The sequence below is a fragment of the Paucilactobacillus kaifaensis genome (genome assembly GCF_005405145.1).
GTDB classification, from domain to species: Bacteria; Bacillota; Bacilli; order Lactobacillales; family Lactobacillaceae; genus Paucilactobacillus; species Paucilactobacillus kaifaensis.
The window spans coordinates 96553-118540 of the sequence record NZ_BJDM01000002.1; the positions used below are offsets into that span (position 1 = coordinate 96553).

The following is a 21988-nucleotide window of genomic DNA, read 5'->3' on the forward strand; positions in this document are numbered from 1 at the left end:
ATCAATCAATGTTGTGATTCATTCTATTTATACTTTTAAATTTCACTAACCTTCAACAATGACTTAATTGCTGTCCGTTGATCCATAGCCTCATAGGCATCTTGGATATGATCAAGATCAAAGCTCTTTGTAAATACCTTGCCGGGGTTGATTTTTCCACTTAAGACGGCATCTAATAAAATTGCACGGTCATGAGTTGTAACGGCTGCAATTCCACCACGTAAACCGGTATTACGCCAGAATAAATTGTTTGTATTCATTTCGGGATCTTGTGGAATCCCAACTCGGCCGATCACGGCACCAGGGCGACCAACTTTAACAGCAGTATCAACTGACTGCTCGTTACCAACACATTCAAGAACAGCATCAGCACCACCATCAGTTAATTCCATGACACGCTTAACCGCATCATCCCCTCGTTCAGCAACAATATCAGTTGCACCAAACTCACGAGCTAGTTTTTGTCGATCCTCGTGACGACTCATAGCAATAATTCGCTTAGCGCCACGAAGTTTAGCAGCAATGACACCACATAAACCAACCGCGCCATCTCCCATGACGACAACTGTATCGCCCTCCTTAACTTCAGCAGTGGCAGCAGCGTGGTAGCCAGTGGCCATTACATCAGACAGAGTTAATAACGAATTTAGTTGTTCCTCTGAGTAAGACTTAGGGTCACCAGGGATCTTAACGAGCGCCCAGTCCGCATTGATATAACGTAAATACTCAGCTTGGTAACCATTATTAACATTTTCACCGACGTTCATGCAGTCACCATCAAAACCTGCTAGACACGCTGCACAGTGGCCACATCCATGTGTAAATGGAGCAATCACAAAGTCGCCTGCTTTAACATTCGTTACCTCACTGCCAACTTCTTCAACAATTCCAATTGCTTCGTGACCCACCAGTGAATCTTTAGGCATCTTTTGAATGCCACGGAAGAACCACAAGTCTGAACCACAAACACATGCTCGAACAATTCGAATTACAGCATCTGTTGGTTGTTTAATAGTTGGCTTATCAACATCATGAATCTCAACTTTTCCTGGTTCAATAAAGGCTGTTGCTTTCATTTATCACATCTCCAAATTCTATTTGTTAATTTGTACACATGATTATCATACACCTTAAAGTACATTCCAGGGCAAATCTATTTGTTAATTATTACCAAGGTTGATCGGTTGGTCCAACCGTAAACTCGCTAACATTCATATTGTCAGGTTGATCAATTGCAAAAGCGACAATATTTGCAATACTTTCCGGTCCAATTTGGTAAGTATCGTAAAGTTGTGCCATGCCCTCTTTAGATTCCTGATCAGTAATCGTATTGAGTAGTTCTGTTTTGATTGCTGCCGGGTAAATGGTCGCCGTACGAATATGTGAACCTTCTTGTGCTGACTCCATTCGCAATACTTCCATCAAATCACGGACAGCCCATTTGGTTGCACCATAAACGGCACCACCGGGATATGCCTTTAACCCCGCCACAGATGAAGTCGCAATAATATGACCAGACTTTTGTCCTTCGAACGTTGGGAGCACCGCAGCAATTCCATTCAAAACACCCTTAATATTAACGTCGACCATCTGGTTCCATTCGTTTGTTTTTAAATCAGAAAGAGGTGAATTTGGCATCAATCCGGCATTTAAGAAGATAACATCAACGCGTCCAAAAGAGTCCTTAGCTAACTGAACTAGTTGTTCATTATCCTCAGACTTTGTAACATCTGTAACCTGATAGACAGCTTTTCCACCGGCATTCTTGATTTCATCAGTTAATGCCTGCAATTTATCTTCCCTACGTGCACCTAAAACTAACTGTGCTCCTTTTTTTGCCAATAACTTTGCCGTTGCTGCACCAATACCGCTTGATGCTCCAGTGATTAAAACAACTTTATTTTGAATACTCATTATTTTATTCTCCTTTAGATTTAATAACTTTAATAAGTCGAGCTGGGACCCCACCTACAATTGTATTGGGTGACACATTACGTGTAACCACAGCACCAGCAGCAACAATTGCATTTGCACCAATTGTTACACCAGGTGTTACCGTAACATTTGCTCCCAACCAAGCATTGTCGTGAATGTACACAGGTTGTAACTCTAAATTACGCCGTTTCCCTGGTTCAACTCGATGGTTAACTGACGCAATAGTTACATTAGGGCCAATCAAAACTTGGTCACCAATGTAAATCCCACCTAAATCGGTGAACATCGTCCCGCTGTTGATGAAGACTTTTTTACCAATGTGTAAGTTACGGCCAAAATCCGAGTAAAATGGTAATCGAATTTCAGTTGTCGGATCTATCCGCTCATTAGTAACTTGACTAATAATTTCTCTAATTTCCTCTTGGTTGTAAACACCTGAGTTTAATCGTTGAATCAATGGTTGGTTAATTGAGTTAATTTCTTCAACTTGATCATAAGTGGCAGTTCCTAAATCCATCTTTGTTCCCACTGAATCACTCCATTTCTTTTTTTGATTGACTATAGTATAAATGGTAACTATTATGATGTTAAATACTTATACAGTATCACTAGCTATAATAAATAGTTATGATAGAAAGGATCAATTTAATGGACATTCGTGTACTACGTTACTTTGTTGCTATTGCGCAAGAACAAAACATTTCTCATGCCGCACAGGTATTACATGTATCACAGCCTGCGTTATCACGCCAAATTGCTGATCTCGAAACCGAACTGAATATTAAATTATTTGATCGTGGTCACCGACAACTTAAATTGACACAAGAAGGTTATTATTTACTAGACCGTGCTCGCGAAATTATTGGAATGGTCGATAAGACAACCTATAACTTGCAAAAACAGGATGTAATTAGTGGAACACTCGACATTGGTGGCGGTGAAAGTGTCGCTATGAAATACGTCATGCAAACAATTCAACAAATCGTTCATCAATATCCAGAGGTTCACGTAAATTTACGGAGTGGTGACGCAGGCTTGATTCAATCCCAGTTAGATAATGGTGTCTTAGAATTTGGCATCATCATGGGGCAGCGCCAGTTGAATAATTACAACTCACTCACCTTACCAGAAGAAAATCATTGGGGGGTTTTAATGCGAGCTGACGAGCAACTCGCCCAAAATGATTCAATACATCCCCGAGATCTGATCGGGCGGCCTTTACTTGTCTCCGCCCAAGCAAACCAACGTGGCTTGTTTAAGGAATGGAGTAACGATCTTTTTGAACAATTCAACTTCATCGGCACCTATAATCTTATTTTCAATGCGAGCCTATTAATTAAAACGGGTGCTTGCATGGCGTTAACCTACGAGAATCTGATTGAAACAACTGAAAATAGTGAACTAACATTTCGGCCGCTAGCCCCGCAACTAAGCGATACTAATACACTGATCTGGAGTAAAAACCGCCGTTTACCAAACGTGAGCCAACTCTTTATCGATACTCTGCAAAAAAACATTAATCAAATATCGCATAAATAAAAAATAAATTACCTATTGACTTTAAAACAACACGTGTTAACATATAGTTGTTATTAATAAAACAACAGGTCAATTTGAAAGGATGTCTTTTATTTATGAAATATGCTATTACCGCTGCAACTGGTAACTTCGGTCAAACTGCTGTTAAGGAACTTTTAAACTTAACAAATAACGACGATGATATTATTGCTATCGTTCGCAATACTGATAAAGCAAAAGATTTGTTACCAGATGAAATCGAAATTCGCCAAGGTAATTACGCGGATGAAGCTTCAATGGAAGCTGCGTTGCAAGGAGTCGATCGTCTCCTATTTATTTCATCGCAACCAGGCGCTGAGGTTGCCCGTGTCGTTCAACACCAAAATGTTGTCAAAGCCTTAACTGCTGCCAAAGTTAATTTTGTCGCTTACACTAGCTTTCCTAACGCTCAAGCATCAACTAGTGCACTCGCAAGTGACCATAAATTAACTGAAGATGCGATCAAACAAAGCAACGTTGCCCATTCTTTTATTCGCAACAATTGGTACATTGAAAACGAAATGGGTTTGATCCAAAATGGAGTCGCTAACCACACTGTTTCTTATTGGGCCAGCAATAATGCCGGTTGGGCGTTGGAACGAGAATTTGCCGCAGCGGCTGCTAAAGTGTTAACATTAAGCAATCCAAAAGAAGTTTATGAATTCGCTGGTCCAGCCCGTTCCTATGCAGAACTGGGTACCGCTATCAAACAAGCAACTGGCAATGATTTTGCTGTTCATCAAGTTTCCGCACAAGAATATCAGTCAGAGTTAGAATCTACCGGATTAGATAAAGATACAGCTGCTCTTTTCAGTTCTTTCCAAGCACCCATTAATGACGGTTCTTTGAACGAAGATACTACTGATCTTCCGGATGTTCTTGGGCATGATCTAACCAGCTTGCCTGTGGCAATCAAGGAAATTATTAATAGAAAATAGGTGTAATGCCATGAAATACTCCCACAAGTTAAGTGATGCAATTCATATTTTGGCTTATTTAGTTATTTATCAGGATGCCGATCTATCCAGCAAGGCTATTGCCGCTAGCATTGAATCAAATGCTAGTGTTGTTCGTAATCTAATGTCGGACTTACGCAAGGCTGGTCTAATTACTACTCAACCGGGCAGTGCCACCACAACACTTAGTGTGGAGCCAAGCAAAATCACAATTTTTGATGTCTTTCGGGCAATTAATATGGATCATGATTTGTTACATGTTGATCCTAAAACCAATCCGCAGTGTATTGTTGGTGGTAATATTCAAGATGCATTAAACATATATTATGACGATATCCAGCAAGCCGCATTTCACCGGATGAAAGAAATTACGATTCAAAATATCACAGACGATATTTTGAGTCGACATCGTGCAAAATAAAAAGGGATTTGAAAAAGAAAATTGATTTCTTTTTCAAATCCTTATTTTATTTCAAATCAGTAGTTGCTTAAATCCTTGTTTTAACATTTAACTTATTGAAGTCTCCACTACAGTTCTGCAAAATGTGATGCCGTTCGAACCATGTTGGAAATGAAACCATATTCATTGTCAAACCAAGTAGCAGTTTTGACAACCTGATAATCTCCATTAGTAGTAACTTCAGTTAAGGTTGGATCAAATACCCCACCGTGGGTATCGCCAATAATATCTGACGATACAATTTCATCGTCATTCCAACCAAACGATGGATTATTATCAGTATGTGGTTTAATGGCATTATTAATCTGGTCTGCAGTGACCCCTTTGGCATCAAGAACTGACACTAACTCACAAACAGAACCATCAATCACTGCCACTCGTTGGGCGTGACCTTGAAGATGACCATCCAATTCCGGAATAACTAGACCAATTGCTTTTGCAGCACCAGTGGAATGTGGAATTGTGTTAGCTGAAGCCGTTCTATTTGGTCTTAGCTTAGATCCTTTTGGCCCATCAAGAATCATCTGTGAACTAGTGAAGGCATGGATTACAGTCATCGTACCAACCTCTAGACCAAACTCTTTATTAAGCCAATATGCCATTGGCGCCAAAGCATTAGTCGTACATGAGCCGGCCGAAATAATCTGATCACCAGCATCAAGGCTATCCTGATTAACACCATAAACGATAGTTTTAATTGGCCCTGCCGGTGCTGAAATGAGTACTTTTTTGACACCTGCATCCAAATGAGCCTGTGACTTTTCTTTGGAGGTGTAAAAACCAGTACACTCAAGTACTAATTCAACTCCATCTTTTGTTGCCCATGGAATATCACGTGCATCCCGTTGTGCGTAAACTCGGTATGCTTTTCCATCAATGACCAGTGAATCATCCGTTGCACTAACATCATATGGCGCTGTTCCATGCGTAGTATCGTACTTAAACAGGTAAGCAAGCATCGACGGAGTTGTTAAATCATTAATTGCAACAACTTCAATATTGGGATCATTGAGTTCCAAAATCCGACGAAGAGTAAGTCTTCCAATCCGACCAAATCCATTAATACCAATCTTTACCATTTTGATTCCTCCTATCGCAGAGTGTTAATTCAGCCACCTAAATCTAGGCATTTGGTTAAATTAGCACGTTTCAAACAAACAATAGCAAACCAACATCAAATCAGAGTAAAAACGTGTGCTATTGCACCTCCTTAAATGTTGCACCTGAAAAGTATGATAAAACAAAACCATTTAGGATTTATTAACTATCCCAATAGTGATATTAGTCTTGATTGAGAGAAAAAGTCAATCAATCGATATTGGTAAATGTAAGAGTTTTTTATTTGCTATAAGATGATTATTAATAATTTGAATTTGAGTGCGCGTAATAAAAATAAGAAAAAAAGCGAAGAATCTCTTCTTCACTGGCTAAACGCAAATTTTTTAGATTTACTACAATCATTTGTAAATTAAAGCTATTTTTTAAACTGCTTTAAGTACCGACTGGCGAATAGTTTATGAAACTTAACTCCTAGGGTTGGATTGGCTGCATCTATATCGGCGTACATAGCCACCGTAATTTTATTAAGTAAGAATGACAGCTGATCAAGTTCGTCATCCGAAAGTAATTTCACAAATGGTGGCACTTCCTGATCAGCAGATTCAATTGCTTGGCGACCCGCAGTTGTTAAATTAACTAAGTTGATCCGTCGATCACTCTGTGATTTGGTTAAAGTTACTAGGTCGCGTTTAACAAGTTTATAGACAAATTCACTCGTAGATTGAGGTGACATTCCTAGTCGTGTCGCGAGTTGTCGTTGTGATAAATGATCTTCATCAGCTAATGCCAGTAAAATTTTGCCTTGTCCCTCAACCGTCAAGTGTGGGCGTGCTTGCTTGACGATATCATCATAAATTTTACTGAGTTGCTCATACTCAGCTAATTTTCCTGCGGCCAATTCTGCCTTAATCTCGTTTGCCACTACTAATCATCCCATTCATTTCGTTATTTGCTTAAGTATACAACATTCCAAAAATTCAGGCGACAGCTGCTTGACAATTTAATCAGGTGCCCTTATTATATATTTGATCAGGTGGCCTGATCAAATGGAGGCTAAAGATATGAATAACGATAATGTCATTAAAGTAACGAAGATTCAGAAACAATTTGGCAGCAAAGCAGCAGTGAAAGATGTCTCGTTTGATATCAAGAAAGGAGAAATTTTTGGGCTATTAGGTCCAAACGGAGCTGGAAAGACAACGCTAATCAGGATGATGACAACTTTGTTGCGTCAAGATGCGGGAGAAATTTTATTGAATGGCTATAATACACTGACACAAAGTCGCCTGACCCGGCAGCAGTTTAGTGTAACTGGTCAAACTGCAGCGATAGATCAAGATTTGACTGCTCGGGAAAATTTAATAATTTTCGGTAAGTTAAACGGACTAACTCGCGCAGATGCCCGTAACCGAGCTAGCGAATTATTAGCAGACTTTGACCTAATTAATTCAGCCGATCAAACGTTAGCCACATTCTCTGGGGGCATGCGTCGTCGCTTGGATTTAGCTATTAGTTTGATTGGTAAACCGTCTATTCTTTTTTTAGATGAGCCAACCACCGGATTAGATCCACGAACACGGACACAAATGTGGCGAGCCATTCAAAAACTAGTTGCCAAAGGATCAACAGTTCTGTTAACAACTCAATATTTGGAAGAAGCAGATTACCTAGCTGATCGAATTGCCCTTATCGACCATGGCCAGATGATCACAATGGGAACCCCGAGTGAATTAAAAAAACAAGTTGGGGGAATGCAACTCCGAATTGAAGTAACAGATTTACAATCAGTGCCCCAAGCCCAGACAATTGTCCACGATGCTTTGTCACTGCCCGTTAGTACAAATGACCAGACACTAACGGTATTAATTGATAGCACAAAAATGCAGCTAGTCGCGAAAATTTTAAATCAACTTCATGATATGAAAATTTCAATCAATAATTTTGCAATTGAAGCTCCATCATTGGATGACGTTTTCTTGAAAATGACAGTTGGTAAAAATTAAGGAGAGACAAATTATGAAATTAGCTATCACAAAAAATCATATTGGTTCTAATATACTTACTATGACGCATCGCAACCTACTCAAGACTTTGCACAATCCAGACAGTCTCAGTGACGTCATCATTGAACCAATAATTTTTACATTGCTGTTTGGGTATCTATTCGGTGGCGTAATTGCCGGTAGTGTCCACGCCTACTTACCAATGTTAGTATCTGGAATTATGGTTCAAAGTATTCTAAATGCTGCTTCAGGTTCAGGACAACAATTGCGTGAAGATATTAACGCTGGGGTCTTTGATCGGTTTAAAACTTTACCGATTTCACCAATTGCACCGTTAGCCGGCCAGTTAGTCGGTGACATTTTTCGTCTGTTTCTTTCAGGAGTAATTACTCTAATAACGGCTTTCTTGATGGGCTGGCGATCAACAGTTAACTTACCAACACTTGTCGCAGCACTGCTGTTGGCTATCTTTATTGGTTGGTCTACCTCATGGATTTTTGCTTTGGTTGGCTTAGTGGCAAAGAATGCTGAATTAATTGGCAGTTTATCAATGATTATCATCTTAGTGATGACATTTTTATCCAATGCCTTTATTCCAACGAATACGTTACCACGATTTATCCAGACCATAGTTAAGATTAATCCTGTTACCTTGACCATCACAGCAATCAGAACAATCCTGCAAACTGGTAGTTGGGGTAGTAATGCCACAATGGTACTTATTAGTGGCGGAATCATCATCTTGATTTTTATGCCATTAACTGTTTTTGTTTACCAACGGCGAGACTGAGCTGATTGTATTACTTAAAAAACAACACATGTTGAGGAAAAAATTATGGTCATTATGTCCCCCTTATTGCTTAGCTCTGGCAACAAAAAAATGATGTGATATCTAAAAGTGTCTCGCGAATTGATTCCCAATTAGCGAGACACTTTTAATCAAATTAATCTGAAAAAACCACTAGTTAATTAATGATATTCATAGTCAACTTACCCAATTGGCTAATTTCACCAGTAAGCAGATCACCCTTTTTAAGGTACACCTCTGGATCATGTCCTACTCCCGTACCACTTGGAGTTCCAGTAAATATCAAGTCACCTGGTCGTAATTCAACAATTGATGAAAAATAGCTGATTAAAGCTGCAGGGCTGAAAACCATTTGCTCCAACAATGATTGTTGCATAGTTTGATCATTCACCTGGGTAGTAATTTCTAGTTTTGCTAAATCATCAATTTCATCCGGGGTAGTCAGCCATGGACCAGTGGGCGAATAGTGTTCAAATGATTTGCCCAGTGAAAACTGAGCTGGCTGGTTTGCAAACTGAACATCGCGGTCAGAAATATCTTCACCAACCATATAACCTGCTAGATATGACGGTGCATTATGCTCACTAATATCTCTACCAGCTTTACCAATCACTAATACTAACTCTGTTTCCCAATCAGTACGTGGACCATGCCGCTTAACTTCAGTATTAGGGTCAGCCAATGAACTAGCAAACTTAGTAAATGTGCTGGGCGTTTTTGGTAGATCCAATTGAATTTCCTTTGAATGATCAACGTAGTTCATTCCCACTGCCAGGATTTGAGTTGGTTCTGCCACTGGTGCTTGTAACTGCTTAACATTAAATTCTACTAGCTCACCTAGATCTAAGTCATCTCTTGATTGTAGTGCTGCTGCTTCGACCGTTTTAAAGTTCTTGATTGTCCGACCATGTTGGCTATCTTCAATCAAAAAAGGTTGGTTAGCTAATCTTGCAATTTTCATAAAATGCACCCTCTTAAATTTTTACTAACTAATCACAATAGCTAGTTTGTAAATCTTAAACTGATTTTATTTTAGTTGGTAAGCGATTAATTATCAAATGCATTTGGTGTCGCTTTACATCAAAAATGGAAGCTATTTTGAAAATAGATCTAATTTTCACATCAGTATAGTATAATAGTCGCTATCAGCCGAGGGGAGTGAGCATTATCTACATAGTAGGAACAGGAACATTTGTCAACACAGTTGCAGTTGTTGTTGGCGGCATCATTGGGTACATATTTCAACGCTTATTGAATGAAAAACTCAAAACAGCAATCATGCAGGCTATTGGTGTGGCCGTTATTTTCATTGGCTTTGCTGGTGCTTTGGCCCAAATTCTAGTTATTCATGACAATCATATTAGTACCACCGGAACGATCATGGCAACCATCTCACTGGTTTTAGGAACCTTGGTCGGTGAAATAATTGATATTGACCATCAATTCGTTAAATTTGGTAAATGGCTGCGTCGTCGTATTGGTTCTCCCGACGACTCCAAATTTGTTGATGGCTTTGTCAGTGCTTCGCTAACGGTCTGTGTGGGTGCCATGGCAGTCATTGGCCCACTACAAGATGCACTACAACATGATCCCACCATGTTATTTACAAAGGCCATCTTGGATGCAGTTGTTGTAGCCATCTACGCATCCGCTTTTGGCCTAGGAGCAGTATTTAGTGCATTACCCGTCTTTATTTTTCAAATGGTAATCACATTACTAGCCGTACTGATTAATCAATTTTTATCGACCGCAATGACTAATGGTATTTCTTTAGTGGGTTCAATGATGATTTTTTGCATCGGGGTAAATTTGTTGTTTAATATGGAAATTCGCGTGGCTAATATGTTACCAGCGTTGATTGTGGTTGTGTTATATGTGGCATACATTTAAGTAAAAAAGTTTCACAAATATCTTTACCTATGGAATACTTCGTCACTTTGCTTACAACAATATATAAATTAGATCGTTAATTTATTCTTATAAACACTAAACCCCGATAATTTGAAGTATTTTCAAATTATCGGGTATTTTATTATCAGTGATGTAAGTAGTTAGTGTACGATCAGCTGTAACTTATTTGTTACTAGCGCCTATAAGACTAAAAAACATTTACTAGAAATATCAATAAACTTCCTTAATTAGCAATATTTTAAAAATGAAATCAAGAACTGTATCTCGTCAATTAAACCAAAATAAATAACATAGAATACCGGAATTTAGCGATAAAACTAGCTAAGTATTCTCCAATACTTAGCTTTATATTTAAACTAAATACCGTTAAATTAATTATTGAGTTTTAAATTTTATATCTAAATAACTGTCGAAAAATAACCGCTTTCTTTGTGGGATAATTCGAAACATAAATAAATTTCAAGATGCAAAGTGCAGCCGTAATAGTTTTAATTGTCATCGCGAAGAAGTTAACCTGCATGTTTAGTCTACATCTTCACTCCAATGTGCTTCAAAATGCTCACCGCCACCGAGTGTTTCCATTACAAATTTAAAAGCATCACAGATTTGTTCCTTGCTCCATGGGGATAGGTCTTGCATCAGATCATCAATACTGTGCGAATTAGCCTGAGTAATTTTAACAAGCTGTAATGCAATCAATTTCCTTTCATTATCATTTGTCGATATTATTTTATTCCTGACTGCTTTTTCTAAACTGCCCGACCAATTATTAAACTTAACGTAGGTTTCAAGTATTCGACGAATCTGGTTCCAAAGTGCCTGTTTTTGATTTTCATCAAAGCTAAAACGTGCTTCTCGCCATAATTCATCATAATTATTGATGATATCCTCTTCTTTTTTAGTTATCTCTTTAATAGTGCTACCGTTTGGCGTAGATAATAAATGAAAACTACGATTTGTTTTTGTGTAAGGGTTTTGCGTCCATTCCTTTAAATTTATATAAAAACTTGAGTTATGTGTTAGCACAAATATTTGTAGTCTCCTATTCCCCCTTGTATTCAATTCTTTGGATTTAAAAAGTAAGTTTTGAATCATTGTTACGATTAAAAACATTGATTGATCATCATTACTTGTGACTGGATCATCAATAACGACTGTAACCGGTGCTCCATCAGAAAGTTTAGCCTCAACTAAATAAAAAAAGTAAAGAAACGCAATAAGATTCTCTTCACCAGTACTAAGTTCCGAAACTGTCCGCTGCTCACCATCTTGCCCTTCAATGGTGTAATATCCACTAACCTCTTTATTTGTAGCTGGAAGCATCAACTTAAATCGCTTGTTATCAAGTAAACCAAGAAGATAATTAATTCGATTAACAGCCTCTTCTTCAGATTGTGTCTGTGCCTTCAACATAGCCATTTCAGTATCAATATTATTGACTGCCATCAATTTTTCATTTTTATCATTTTTGGCATCTCTTAGGCTATTCTGGAAGCCTTTAACATTGGACTGACAGGCACGAACATCAGATTGACCGCAACGAATTCTCATGAGTTCAAGAACATTGGCATGCAGTTTTTCTTTCGATTCAGTAGCATTTGCTACCAGCTGATTATTCGTTGAAATTTTCTCGTTAACTTCCTTAATCTTTGAAGATAACTCTTCTAGAGCCAGATTCAGAGAATTGAGTACATCATCAATTTCAATCGGCTGTTGAGCGTTCTTTCTTTTAGATTCAACAGTTTTTGATAGCAACTTAAGAACTGTTTTTACCGAAGCAACCTCCTTCGATACAGCAACCTTAAATGTGGTATCACTTTTCTCGGATTGCATCTCTGTATTTTCTTGCCATGTTTGTAGTTGATATTGCATTTGTTGTATACCATTTAGAGAAGTATCAATGTCATTTTGAAAATTATTATATGCACTATCAATAATTTCTGAGAATCCCGCTTCAAGAATATCATAGTGAACTTGAGTAATTTCTTGTCCACAGAATGGACAAGGTTTATTCGGGCCCAAGTATTTTTGTCCCTGCCGAACCCATCCCTCAAGTTTTCTCGCTGAAATTTTATTAGCAATTTCACTCTTCGCAACATTGCTCAACGTCTTAACCATTACTTCTTTTATTTTTTCGGTATCAAGTGTTGAGGAAAAGCCAACAAACCTATCTAAGCTCACTCCTGCTTGGATTAAATTGTGTTTAGACAAAATGTCTTCTTCACTTTGCTGTGATGCTGATTCAATTGGTTGATTATTTCCAAGTTGCTTTAGCTTTTCTGCAAATATCTTCTTGCTACCACCCCAGCCAGATAAATCTTCAGGAAATTTATCATGAAAATGTCGATATATATTATCCCACACAAAATCTTGATACTGTTGAACTGCTGCGTCAAAATTCTTTTGTTGCTTTTCCAAAGTCTTTGAGGAATACTCGAGGGCAGTTTGAATTTCTACTCTAGAAATGGTGATCTCTGTGATTTTCTTCTCTATTTCAAGGTTTTTCGTTCCCAATAAGATCGCATTGAGTTGTTTATCTTCTCTAATAAATCGCTCCATACCATCAAATATGACACAATGGTCTGGGTCGTTAAGCTGCTGAGCGATAGCTTTAGCCATGGTAGACTTTCCAGTACCGTTTTTTCCATATACCATATTTGTGTCTGTCAATTCGATAGATGAATTATTTACAAATAATGGTATATCCTTTAGATTCAACAAATTAAGCAATTAATACACCTCCCAATTTTTTTGAATAAGATTTAATGGGCCTATACCAACTCATATGAATCATGTAACCTATAAAATCTGTAATCCTCATCTAAGGTTACCATTAATAATTTTCGAAAAAATTTTATTAACTTATCAATCATTAATCACCTATTAATCTGACTCAATAAGCTTAATTCTATTAGTCATTTTTATAAAAGAAAACTTATTGTTTAGATCTTTGTAATTATAGCATCAAAGTGAAAAGTGAAAATATTTAGTTCATATTTTAATTACGAAAAAATCCAGCCCAGATTTATCCAGACTGGATCTTTTCGTAATGAATTCAGTGAAAAATTATCTAATTAATCCACCAAAATTTAAGATTATATCCCAACCAAATACTAAAAATTAATATTTTAGCCTTAGATTTTATATTTTACTTATTCCCACTCGATAAGCAAGTAGCATGTTCTAACTCGCGGTATGAGTGGCTTTATGCTCAATTTTTACCATTTTGGCGGTGTTCTTGGCGGGGGTTAACTTATCGAACTTCACTGTTTGATTTCCAACGAACCGTACCTGATTTTCATTAGCTGTTTTAATCCTGATATTACCTGTCATTTGTTCAGCAATATCCGCATCTAATCCACTCCACAAATGTGAGTAATGCTTTAACGTAATCTCTGGTGAAGAGTGACCTAATCGTTTGGACAGCACCAACACCGATACATTAAATTCATTAATCAGATAAGAAGCATGGCTATGACGCAATCCTTTGCCTTCAATTGCTTGAACACCTGCCAGCTTAGCATAACGATGGATAATGTTAGCAATAGTTGATTTTATCATTGGTAGTCCGTCATAAGTCATAATAAAATCATCGTTTTCACCCAGTCCAAATTTACGTTGAACCGCACGCCATTTTTTCAAAATAGCCACTGTATCATCATCTAACGATAAGATTCGTCTACCGCTATCTGTTTTCGTATAGTTATGCCGTTCCCAGCTCTGTCGGTTTTTCAATACTAACATATGATCAACATGCATCAATTTTTTACCAAGATCGACATCACGCCACCATAATGCTGTTCCTTCATTGACGCGAACACCAGTAGTAAAGTAAATCCATAACATAATGAAATTAAGATGGCTGTAGACGTCATCAATACATATCTGGGCAATTACTTTTTCAAAATCATTTTTCGTCCAATAAGCAACGTTAGCTCGTCCTTTAGGAATTGCCTTGGCCTGCTTTGAGACATTAGTCGATAAGTATTGCGATTGCACAGCGTAATCTAGTGACTTTCTAAAGCAACCAAAAACTAAACCAGCGTAGCCTTGCGAATACCCAGCACCACCATCATCTACTGATGACAGCAACCATGTTCGAAAACTTTGTACATCCGTAATATCAATATCGCGTAGCATCATTTTACCAAAGCGTGCAATACAAATTTCAAAGCTTCGATTCCTAACTAAGAAGGTACTCTCTTCCACATCAGTTTTATAAGCAGGAACATAGGTGTCATGCATGAACTGTGCATAGGTCATCCGGTAATTTGCATAGCCATGGGCTTCATGGTACTCACGCTTAACTCTGACTAATTCCGTGTACGCCTGACGTGCTGATGAAAATGGCTTACCATTACCATCCTTTCTTCCTTTTTTTCGAATCCGCTTGCCCGTTATTTTGTCAGTACCTAATTCTGTTTCGTAATAAAACTTACCTTTAGTGTCGGTAAAAACACCTGCATATTTTGTTTTACTCATTCTCAACATCTCCATTTAGTGGTGAACCAATAATGGATTCAACGGCCTCACGTGGAACCGTTCCAAGGCGTTGGTTGAGATACAAAGCATACCCCTTTTGTACCATACTTGCTTTAGCTTGTCGAATGATATTTCGTGCGGTGTGCTGCTTAAAACCACATTTAATTAAATCGTGGTAAGTTACAAACCCGTTTTCCATTCTTTCACTTCCTAATTTCTTGATGAAGTGAGATAATAACCGTGGATAGATTGCTTATTTTATCTATTTTAAGGTGTAACTACTTGCTTTGGTCGGCGTAGTTGCACCTTTTTATTACCTCAATCGCCATTATTTTCTGGTTGCTTGATCATTATTTCTTCAGGACTAGCCAACATTTGCTGGATCATCACTTGTTGATTTTCACTTAACTTGGCCTCAGCAATGATCGTCATTAAAGTATCCTCGCTTTTGGCCGAATCAATTGCCATTAACATTTTTAAACTAGGCGCCACTTGTTTTTTGATCCATTGAATAGTTTGGTCTAAAGTGACCGGTTCCGGTGAAACTGCCAAACGTAACTTATCCGCATACTTACCAATAAACTGCGCCCACCGATTGTCTAACGGCCATTTTGACGTTGGCTTGTTGGCAATCGGCTTCACAAAACGTAAGTAATTATTGATAATACCGAACACGGTTCGCTGTGGATCACGGTAAGATAACAAGTCGGCAATCGTTTGCTCGGCCCGTTCGTCAAATACGCGGATTTCAAACCGATTCTTGATTTTAGTTTGCGCCAACGCCTTACCTAATTTGAAATATTGCTCAACATCTTTCTGATAAATACAAAAATAAATGGCACTTTTACGTGAGCCAAAATAGAGGCTTTCTCCTTTTAAATTGTCTTTGTCGCGGACAAAGTATTTACACTCCCTGAACTTTGTAATGTATTCATGATGTATACTCTTTTCAATCAAGTAATGAACCGGGAGCACATCTAAATAATCATTGATGGCTAGATCAATGCGTTTAACGACGCCATCAAGGGCCAGTGCCTGCCGTAGAAAGTCATACCAGCTCTGTTCACTAGCCACTAAGATACCTTCCAACTCGCGACAGCCTTTTCCTTTTAATTCAATCAATGAACCGCGATTATCGTCTTCCGGTGAAATAAAAATTTCCATATCACCATGCCGAAATTTTCCACTGTAGCCGTAACGGCCATAAGGTTCATACACAAAATAAATCGGCTTGATGCAGAAAAGTGCCACAATTATTTCGTCAACATCATGGGTTGGAAATCTGATCCGGACATAGTCGAAACAAATGTTTAATGCGGTGATGCCACTCATTTCGCGAAAGGCTGCGGTTAATCGTTGGCGCATGGCTTCGGTCAATGGTCGTTTACTGTTCAATAGTTGATTGAGATAAGAACGACTGATGCCCATCGACTTAGCTAGCTGACTTTGTTTAATCTTTTTGTCCTCCAGCTGTTGCCAAAAAATATTTAGCCAATTGGCTTGAACTTGGTAATCAATTAGAGTTAAATCTTCATTCAAGTACGCTCACCTCCAAAAATTGCTATTCTTGGTCACGGTTAACAGCAACTATGTTGCTTGAATGCCTAGAAATTGGCATTTCTTGCTGCTGGATTACCTAATCGTTTATACTTTCTACCCCCCTATTAGAACTTGGGGGTTGAGGCGGCCGGCTAAAGCCGACCGCCACCGCTCACGCTAGCGGCTTTCGCGTTGCACGCCGCGCGTGGCGGCGGCTAATCTTTTTTCCTCCTTTATTCTGTTTTCAAGGAACAATTATGATCAATGCCAGCAAAACTTTGTAAGAATATTTCACTTGGCTTAGATCATATAAACATGATAGCGTAGGCGTTTAGAGCTGGTCAATCACCTTATGCCACCTACTCAAAGACCGTGAGTAGTCGTTGTAGTTGTCTACTTTAAGTAACTAAGTTAAGATACTGATGAGGTGATGATAATGATCGAAAACTTTGGTCAAAACATAAAAAGATTGCGGCAAAAACACCAGATCACGCAAGAAGACTTAGCCATTGCCATCGAAGTTCAAAAACAAGCAATTTCAAATATTGAACGCGGTAAAAGTTATCCTAGTTTTGAAAACTTGGACCGAATTGCCAGATTTTTCAATGTTTCCGCCGTCGACTTATTTGGCACACCGGCTGAAATTGAAATCAGTAGCACTACTGCTATTCTTGATCGCATTGATGAATATACTGACAAAACTGAGCACCTCTTTCGCTTAATGCACCGCATAGATGATTTCTCACCGCGTCAAATTGATGGTCTTAGTGATCAAGTTCATGAAATTATGAGCTATTTTCAACCCTACACAGAACTGAATGAGGACGGAACGCCAGAAACTGATCAGAATGACCGGCCAATTATCCGACAATCAAGGTATCGGCAATTGCCAATTAAAGAGATCAATGCTTTATACAATAAAATCAATACCATCAATACTTATAAAGAAAACGCAAAAAGCCATCCTCAAACAAAGGATGACTGATGGTCGTATTCAAAGAATTTAATCAATAATAAACTAAGCAATCATACTTAGGTGTTTAAGCACAGTATTAATAAACTAAAATTTCAAGTTTACTAGTGATGTATTTGCGTGCTAAATGTCACAACAACTTTACCTAGACCATGTTGTGTCTCCAAAAATTGATGTGCTTGCACAACTTGTGAAAAATCAAATACCTTGCTTGGCTGAACATTAACGTGGTGATTTTCAATAAAGGTGAACATTTCTTGAATTGCACTGGCTGAAACATCTCCTGAGTAAAAACCAGTTAAATAACAATTATTAGGGATTGCCATAATTGGATCAAAATCATTTAAGGCCCAGACACCACCGAGCTCTCCAGTGGCACTGACAATGCCGTATTCGTTCAGATGTTGTAGTGTATCCGGCACGCTTTGTGGGCCAATTAGATCAATAATTTTATCGAAATTCCCTGTGTTGGCAGGTAACTTTGTACTGCTCGATGCCACGATAACTTCGTCAAAACCAGCACGTAATAACTCTTGTTTTTTACTCTTCGATCGGGTTGTTCCGACTACTGTGATTGCTTTATCAAACGCTTTGATTAAATTGAAGTCTGCAATGCCAACACCACTAGTGGCGGCACGAATCAAGATACGATCATTTGCCTTGATTTGCAAACTTTTAAAGATACCGTATGCAGTGTAGTAGGTTTCTGGTATTGCGGCCAATTCTGTAATCGGTAAATTCGAAGTGATTGGATAAATTTGTTTGTTGGGCAACAAAACATATTCGGCGTAACTGCCATTAAAAGCGCGTCCCATTTCGCCCATAATTGAAACCACTTTTTGTCCCGGTTTAAAAGTGGTCTCATCTGATGTTGCATCGACTTCTCCAACAACTTCAATACCTAAAATTCGTGTAAATTCGACACTGGGTGATTTGCCTTCACGCGTAAATATTTCTGAATGATTGATGCCAAAGCCAAGTACCTTGACCCTAGTCCAGCCTGCTTTCAAAGCTGGTGTAGACACATCGGTTAATTCGAGAACTTCTGGTCCACCAGGATGATTCACAACATATGCTTTCATGATTTATTTTCCTTTCTTGTCCAATAAATGATGGTCATTTAAGTAATCTTTTGCCACAACCGCGGCTTTTTCATGCTTGACTGTAACCCGATAATTCATTTCTTGCATCTCGCTAGTGGTAATCTTACCCGCTAACCTATTTAAACTTTTGACAATTGTCGGATTTTTCTTAGCAAAGTGCGTACGCATTAATGGTGCCCCTTGATAGGGCGGAAAGAAACTTTTGTTATCTTGCAGTAAAATTAAATGGTACTTTTTAATTTGTGGATCAGTTGTATACGCATCGGTCACATCCACCTTACCTTTCGCTAGCGCCTCATATCTTAATGAAGGTTCCATCGTTCGTACGCTGTTAAAATGTAGCCCATAGGCCTTTTGTAATCCTGGATAGCCATCAGCTTGTTGGAAAAAATCAGGGTCAAATGCCGCTTTAAGTTCAGGGTATTTAGCTAAATCAGCAAAAGTTCTCAAATGATATTTGTCTGCGATTGCTTTAGTGACTGTGATCCCATAGCCGTTTTGATATTTCATTGGTGCCAAATAGGTTAAGTTATACTGCTGTTTTAAGGCTTGAGCGGCATCTTTGTAAGCCGTGGTTGCATTTGCAGCCACGTTTTTATGTCCTTTCACTAATGATTGCAAAACTGTACCAGTAAACTCAGGATAAATATCGATATTTTGATTTTGCAATGCCTTGAACAAAAAGCTAGTGCCCCCAAAATTACGTTTTAATTTTACGTGAATATTCGGATTAGCTTGCTGAATCAGGTCCTTATACATGTTAATCAATACCTCAGGCTCGCCACCCATTTTACCTGCTATCGTAATGGTTTGCGTTTTTGGTGTCAACATCGTTTTAATTCCTGCAAAGCCGCCAAATAGCACAATTAAAATACCAATACCAATGACTAGGCGCTTAAAAGAAGCTCGCGCCAATACTTTGATCAACGCACTAGCAATCAAAGCTAAAATAGCCGATAACACTGCCCCAACGATCAAGGCATCATTGTTATTAGTTTGAATACCCAATAGGATGTAGGTTCCGAGCCCACCGCCACCAATTAATGCCGCTAAGGTTGCAGTACCAATCACCATAACAACCGCAATTCGGATGCCTGAGATAATCATTGGTAAGGCCAATGGAAATTGTACACGAAATAATTTAAATCGTTTAGAAACACCAAAAGCATCAGCGGCTTCAATCAATAACGGATCAATGTTGGTCAAACCGGCATAAGTATTTTGAAAAACTGGCATAATTGCATATAAAACTAATGCGATAATTGCTGGAACAGTACCAATGCCCACAAACGGAATCAAAATTCCTAAAATCGCTAAACTAGGAATTGTTTGAATCACACTGGTAACCTGAAGAAAAAACTCACCAATTTTCCGATGATCAATCAATACAACTGCTAATGGAACGGCCAGCACTACCGTGATTAAAATAGCAATAATTGACAACTCAATGTGCTGCCCCAACGCTGCAATAATGTCGCTACTATTTCTATTAATATAACTACTAAGTGAATTCATTACTTATTTAGCCTCCTGTTCTAGCGACGCCAAATAATTGATTAAATCTACCGGTCGTAAAGTCGTTTGTTCGACTTTAATTACTAGATCAGGTGTCGTCTTTAATTGCGCCGCCCAATCAAAAATCGTATCTGTACCCTTAAGTACTTGACCAACTTCAGTCGATGGTTGCCCAAAACCAGCCTTGACAACCTGATTCAAAAAAATATTTTGGGTATCATTTTCATCGAAGAAAGTTGCGACAAAAGCATTTGCTGGCTTAGCTAAAATTTCGTTAGGAACGCCAACTTGCTGCAAGGTACCATTATGGATCACGGCCAATCGATCGGCTAGCTTGATTGCCTCCGACATATCATGGGTCACGAAAACAAAAGTTGTTGCCAACTCGCGATGCAACTGAATCACTAAATCCTGAAGTTGTCGTTTAGAAATCGGATCCAATGCACTAAAAGGTTCATCCATCAAGACAATATTTGGTTCTGCTGCTAGCGCTCTTACAATACCAACCCGCTGAGCTTCGCCACCAGACAATTCGCTTGGCATCCTATTCATGAAAAGCGTAGCTCGCAGGCCAACCCGATCTAATAACTCGGCTACTCGCTGGTCACGTTTTTGCCTATCCCACCCCAGCGTTTCCAGCTGGATTGCTGCGTTTTGTGCAACTGTCATATTAGGAAACAACGCACCAGCCTGTAGTACATAACCGATATTTTGCCGTAAATGTCGAATATCAAAGCTTTTAACATCCGCACTATCAATAGTTACATTTCCGATTGTAGGTTCATTCAGGCGATTAATCATCTTAAGCAGGGTCGTTTTACCAGATCCAGAAGGACCAACAAGTACGAACAACTCGCCGCTTTTAATGGTTAAACTTAAATTATTTAAAGCATCATTACTAGCATATCTTTTAGTAACATTTTCTAATTTAATCATATAATCCCTCCTTCGACCTACTAAATATAATGATTAAAAATTACATATGCAACTAAACAAACCGATATTATTGAAAAAAAGTTATTTAAGCCCTATAATTATGTAACAGCAAAAGTTACGGAGATGATTAAATGCGTTTATCAACTAAATTCAGCGATACGATTCATTTACTTGCGTTTTTGCAAGTATATTCAGATATTAAATTAACTAGTGCAGTAATTGCGGCCAGTATCCAAACCTCACCTGTTGTCGTTAGACGTCTGGTTGGTGCTTTAAAGAATGCGGGTTTCATTGACAACGATCCAAAAAACCATAACCCCCGAATTGCCATCGATCCCAAAGATATTACCTTGCTGGATATTTATCTGATCACTGAAGGGCATACCCCACTTTTTGTCATTGATAAAGAAACCAATCCCCTTTGCCGTGTTGGCGGCAATATTCAGCCTGTTTTAACTAATATATACGGTGAAGCTGAGCAAGCTGCATTGACCGTTTTAAATAGTAAAACAATGCAAGATATCATTGATTCATTAATTGTTCACAATAAAGTTAAGCAGGCTAAAGAAAAGTCAGACCTGGCACAAGACGCGTAATTTCAATATATATTTATGGAAATAAATGAGTACATGACAAATTGTTAATTGTAAAATTTCACACTAAAAAAATCCCCGTCAAAGCTTAGGATCGCAATTAGCGAATCCCAAATTTTGGCGGGGATTTTGGCGGGGAACTATCTAAATACCCCGCC

The 21988-nt window shown here is 38.5% G+C and carries 21 protein-coding genes; 8 read left to right on the forward strand and 13 right to left on the reverse strand.

The genetic code is table 11. The features are described 5' to 3' along the window. Nucleotides 1-35 precede the first annotated feature (35 nt). From FFM51_RS02030 to FFM51_RS02040, 3 genes are all read right to left on the reverse strand, one after another. Nucleotides 36-1076 (reverse strand): zinc-dependent alcohol dehydrogenase family protein, encoded by a 1041-nt coding sequence (locus tag FFM51_RS02030; protein ID WP_137597002.1) that lies wholly within the window; start codon nt 1074-1076, stop codon nt 36-38. 91 nt (nt 1077-1167) lie between these two features. Beyond that, nucleotides 1168-1914, reverse strand: a complete 747-nt coding sequence (locus FFM51_RS02035; RefSeq protein WP_137597003.1) for an SDR family oxidoreductase — start codon at nt 1912-1914, stop codon at nt 1168-1170. Nucleotides 1915-1918: 4 nt separating this feature from the next. Beyond that, nucleotides 1919-2464 (reverse strand): DapH/DapD/GlmU-related protein, encoded by a 546-nt coding sequence (locus tag FFM51_RS02040; protein WP_137597004.1) that lies wholly within the window; start codon nt 2462-2464, stop codon nt 1919-1921. A gap of 119 nt (nt 2465-2583) precedes the next feature. On the opposite strand from FFM51_RS02040, the gene FFM51_RS02045 reads away from it, so the two are divergent. The 3 genes from FFM51_RS02045 to FFM51_RS02055 all read left to right on the forward strand — a co-directional run bounded on the left by FFM51_RS02045 (nt 2584) and on the right by FFM51_RS02055 (nt 4869). Continuing rightward, nucleotides 2584-3474, forward strand: coding sequence for a LysR family transcriptional regulator (locus FFM51_RS02045; protein ID WP_137597005.1), 891 nt, complete (start codon nt 2584-2586; stop codon nt 3472-3474). A gap of 95 nt (nt 3475-3569) precedes the next feature. Continuing rightward, the gene (locus FFM51_RS02050; protein WP_137597006.1) at nt 3570-4430 is read left to right on the forward strand and encodes an NAD(P)H-binding protein; all 861 of its coding nucleotides are present in this window, start codon (nt 3570-3572) and stop codon (nt 4428-4430) included. Nucleotides 4431-4440: 10 nt separating this feature from the next. Continuing rightward, complete coding sequence (locus FFM51_RS02055; RefSeq protein ID WP_137597007.1) at nt 4441-4869, forward strand: Rrf2 family transcriptional regulator; 429 nt, start codon at nt 4441-4443, stop codon at nt 4867-4869. Between the two features lie 107 nt (nt 4870-4976). Here the strand turns inward: FFM51_RS02055 and gap are convergent, their stop codons facing one another. Further along, nucleotides 4977-5987, reverse strand: coding sequence for a type I glyceraldehyde-3-phosphate dehydrogenase (gene gap, locus FFM51_RS02060; protein WP_137597008.1), 1011 nt, complete (start codon nt 5985-5987; stop codon nt 4977-4979). Nucleotides 5988-6382: 395 nt separating this feature from the next. Further along, nucleotides 6383-6889, reverse strand: a complete 507-nt coding sequence (locus FFM51_RS02065) for a MarR family winged helix-turn-helix transcriptional regulator (protein WP_137597009.1) — start codon at nt 6887-6889, stop codon at nt 6383-6385. A 139-nt stretch (nt 6890-7028) separates the two neighbouring features. On the opposite strand from FFM51_RS02065, the gene FFM51_RS02070 reads away from it, so the two are divergent. Together FFM51_RS02070 and FFM51_RS02075 are read left to right on the forward strand one after the other, a co-directional pair. Next, nucleotides 7029-7970 (forward strand): ATP-binding cassette domain-containing protein, encoded by a 942-nt coding sequence (locus FFM51_RS02070; protein WP_137597010.1) that lies wholly within the window; start codon nt 7029-7031, stop codon nt 7968-7970. A 13-nt stretch (nt 7971-7983) separates the two neighbouring features. After that, the gene (locus FFM51_RS02075; protein WP_137597011.1) at nt 7984-8760 is read left to right on the forward strand and encodes an ABC transporter permease; all 777 of its coding nucleotides are present in this window, start codon (nt 7984-7986) and stop codon (nt 8758-8760) included. A 175-nt stretch (nt 8761-8935) separates the two neighbouring features. Here FFM51_RS02075 and FFM51_RS02080 read toward each other — a convergent pair whose 3' ends face one another. Beyond that, entirely contained in the window at nt 8936-9739 is an 804-nt protein-coding gene (locus FFM51_RS02080) for a fumarylacetoacetate hydrolase family protein (RefSeq protein WP_137597012.1), read from the reverse strand. A 197-nt stretch (nt 9740-9936) separates the two neighbouring features. Here FFM51_RS02080 and FFM51_RS02085 point away from each other — a divergent pair, with 197 nt between their 5' ends. Continuing rightward, on the forward strand, nt 9937-10668 hold the full coding sequence (locus FFM51_RS02085) for a DUF554 domain-containing protein (protein WP_223875875.1): 732 nt from the start codon (nt 9937-9939) through the stop codon (nt 10666-10668). A 543-nt stretch (nt 10669-11211) separates the two neighbouring features. Here FFM51_RS02085 and FFM51_RS02090 read toward each other — a convergent pair. The 4 genes from FFM51_RS02090 to FFM51_RS02105 form a co-directional block, all read right to left on the reverse strand. Continuing rightward, complete coding sequence (locus FFM51_RS02090) at nt 11212-13419, reverse strand: AAA family ATPase (protein ID WP_137597013.1); 2208 nt, start codon at nt 13417-13419, stop codon at nt 11212-11214. 453 nt (nt 13420-13872) lie between these two features. Beyond that, nucleotides 13873-15171, reverse strand: coding sequence for a tyrosine-type recombinase/integrase (locus FFM51_RS02095; RefSeq protein WP_137597014.1), 1299 nt, complete (start codon nt 15169-15171; stop codon nt 13873-13875). Then, on the reverse strand, nt 15164-15370 hold the full coding sequence (locus FFM51_RS02100; RefSeq protein WP_137597015.1) for a DUF3173 domain-containing protein: 207 nt from the start codon (nt 15368-15370) through the stop codon (nt 15164-15166). Before FFM51_RS02100 ends, FFM51_RS02095 begins: the two co-directional genes overlap by 8 nt. 119 nt (nt 15371-15489) lie before the next feature. Further along, entirely contained in the window at nt 15490-16710 is a 1221-nt protein-coding gene (locus FFM51_RS02105) for a replication initiation factor domain-containing protein (RefSeq protein ID WP_137597016.1), read from the reverse strand. A gap of 436 nt (nt 16711-17146) precedes the next feature. Here FFM51_RS02105 and FFM51_RS02110 point away from each other — a divergent pair, with 436 nt between their 5' ends. Next, the gene (locus FFM51_RS02110; protein ID WP_137597017.1) at nt 17147-17695 is read left to right on the forward strand and encodes a helix-turn-helix transcriptional regulator; all 549 of its coding nucleotides are present in this window, start codon (nt 17147-17149) and stop codon (nt 17693-17695) included. Nucleotides 17696-17787: 92 nt separating this feature from the next. On the opposite strand, the gene FFM51_RS02115 is transcribed toward FFM51_RS02110, so the two are convergent. From FFM51_RS02115 to FFM51_RS02125, 3 genes are read right to left on the reverse strand one after another with little or no spacing between them, the layout of a single operon-like run. Next, nucleotides 17788-18765, reverse strand: a complete 978-nt coding sequence (locus FFM51_RS02115) for a zinc-binding alcohol dehydrogenase family protein (RefSeq protein WP_137597018.1) — start codon at nt 18763-18765, stop codon at nt 17788-17790. A gap of 3 nt (nt 18766-18768) precedes the next feature. Further along, complete coding sequence (locus tag FFM51_RS02120; protein WP_137597019.1) at nt 18769-20301, reverse strand: ABC transporter permease/substrate-binding protein; 1533 nt, start codon at nt 20299-20301, stop codon at nt 18769-18771. Nucleotides 20302-20304: 3 nt separating this feature from the next. Further along, the gene (locus FFM51_RS02125) at nt 20305-21237 is read right to left on the reverse strand and encodes an ABC transporter ATP-binding protein (protein WP_137597020.1); all 933 of its coding nucleotides are present in this window, start codon (nt 21235-21237) and stop codon (nt 20305-20307) included. Nucleotides 21238-21368: 131 nt separating this feature from the next. Between FFM51_RS02125 and FFM51_RS02130 the strand changes: the two genes are divergently transcribed. Then, nucleotides 21369-21833: an Rrf2 family transcriptional regulator gene (locus FFM51_RS02130; RefSeq protein WP_137597021.1), complete on the forward strand. Its 465-nt coding sequence runs from the start codon at nt 21369-21371 to the stop codon at nt 21831-21833. Nucleotides 21834-21988: the final 155 nt, after the last annotated feature.

What these genes read in the sequence shown, in the direction of transcription:
- FFM51_RS02030 (WP_137597002.1), bottom strand. Translation starts at nt 1,076, where the DNA reads ATGAAAGCAACAGCCTTTATTGAACCAGGAAAAGTTGAGATTCATGAT.
- FFM51_RS02035 (WP_137597003.1), bottom strand. Translation starts at nt 1,914, where the DNA reads ATGAGTATTCAAAATAAAGTTGTTTTAATCACTGGAGCATCAAGCGGT.
- FFM51_RS02045 (WP_137597005.1), top strand. Translation starts at nt 2,584, where the DNA reads ATGGACATTCGTGTACTACGTTACTTTGTTGCTATTGCGCAAGAACAA.
- FFM51_RS02050 (WP_137597006.1), top strand. Translation starts at nt 3,570, where the DNA reads ATGAAATATGCTATTACCGCTGCAACTGGTAACTTCGGTCAAACTGCT.
- FFM51_RS02055 (WP_137597007.1), top strand. Translation starts at nt 4,441, where the DNA reads ATGAAATACTCCCACAAGTTAAGTGATGCAATTCATATTTTGGCTTAT.
- gap (WP_137597008.1), bottom strand. Translation starts at nt 5,987, where the DNA reads ATGGTAAAGATTGGTATTAATGGATTTGGTCGGATTGGAAGACTTACT.
- FFM51_RS02070 (WP_137597010.1), top strand. Translation starts at nt 7,029, where the DNA reads ATGAATAACGATAATGTCATTAAAGTAACGAAGATTCAGAAACAATTT.
- FFM51_RS02075 (WP_137597011.1), top strand. Translation starts at nt 7,984, where the DNA reads ATGAAATTAGCTATCACAAAAAATCATATTGGTTCTAATATACTTACT.
- FFM51_RS02080 (WP_137597012.1), bottom strand. Translation starts at nt 9,739, where the DNA reads ATGAAAATTGCAAGATTAGCTAACCAACCTTTTTTGATTGAAGATAGC.
- FFM51_RS02095 (WP_137597014.1), bottom strand. Translation starts at nt 15,171, where the DNA reads ATGAGTAAAACAAAATATGCAGGTGTTTTTACCGACACTAAAGGTAAG.
- FFM51_RS02100 (WP_137597015.1), bottom strand. Translation starts at nt 15,370, where the DNA reads ATGGAAAACGGGTTTGTAACTTACCACGATTTAATTAAATGTGGTTTT.
- FFM51_RS02110 (WP_137597017.1), top strand. Translation starts at nt 17,147, where the DNA reads ATGATCGAAAACTTTGGTCAAAACATAAAAAGATTGCGGCAAAAACAC.
- FFM51_RS02115 (WP_137597018.1), bottom strand. Translation starts at nt 18,765, where the DNA reads ATGAAAGCATATGTTGTGAATCATCCTGGTGGACCAGAAGTTCTCGAA.
- FFM51_RS02120 (WP_137597019.1), bottom strand. Translation starts at nt 20,301, where the DNA reads ATGAATTCACTTAGTAGTTATATTAATAGAAATAGTAGCGACATTATT.
- FFM51_RS02125 (WP_137597020.1), bottom strand. Translation starts at nt 21,237, where the DNA reads ATGATTAAATTAGAAAATGTTACTAAAAGATATGCTAGTAATGATGCT.
- FFM51_RS02130 (WP_137597021.1), top strand. Translation starts at nt 21,369, where the DNA reads ATGCGTTTATCAACTAAATTCAGCGATACGATTCATTTACTTGCGTTT.